Origin of the sequence: Flavobacterium azizsancarii, assembly GCF_027980145.1 — a bacterium.
Classification (GTDB): domain Bacteria; phylum Bacteroidota; class Bacteroidia; order Flavobacteriales; family Flavobacteriaceae; genus Flavobacterium; species Flavobacterium azizsancarii.
Genome location: NZ_JAMZNK010000122.1, coordinates 1 through 475, shown reverse-complemented (window position 1 = coordinate 475; position 475 = coordinate 1). Strand labels below are relative to the sequence as shown.

Below are 475 nucleotides of genomic sequence, written 5' to 3'. Positions count from 1 at the left end.
TTCTCTTTTCGCTTGTAATATCAATCGATTCTCAGTATCCATAGCTTCCCAACGATATTTTATTCTAATCTCCTGTAATGCTTCTAGAGCTAATTTTTGAACATGAAATCTATCGGTAACCTGTACCGCTTTTGGAAAACATTTTTTGGAAATCAATTTCATGGAATTAGCCATGTCAAGTGTTATTTCTTGAACCCAACTTCTTTCTTTGTAATTAATTTTACAAATATGTTCAATGACCTGATCTGCCTTTGTCCCTTCAATAATAGCAACTAGGCATCCTTTTTTACCTCTAGCTTCCTTATTGGTTACAATAGTAAAAAGCTCACCCTGAGACAAGGCTACTTCATCAATTGACAAGTGAGTACCTATATTTTCAGGATAAATAATCCACTCATGTGCATGTTCACGTGGAGCCCACGTACTAAAGGAGCTTAAAAATTTTTTGTATTGTCTTTGTAATTTTTTCCCATTG

Annotated in this window: 1 protein-coding gene; it reads right to left on the bottom strand. The window is 34.3% G+C overall.

The annotated features are described in order from the left end of the window. Window positions 1-475: transposase (locus NJT12_RS24885; protein ID WP_271338804.1), on the bottom strand; the 475-nt coding region annotated here is incomplete at both ends.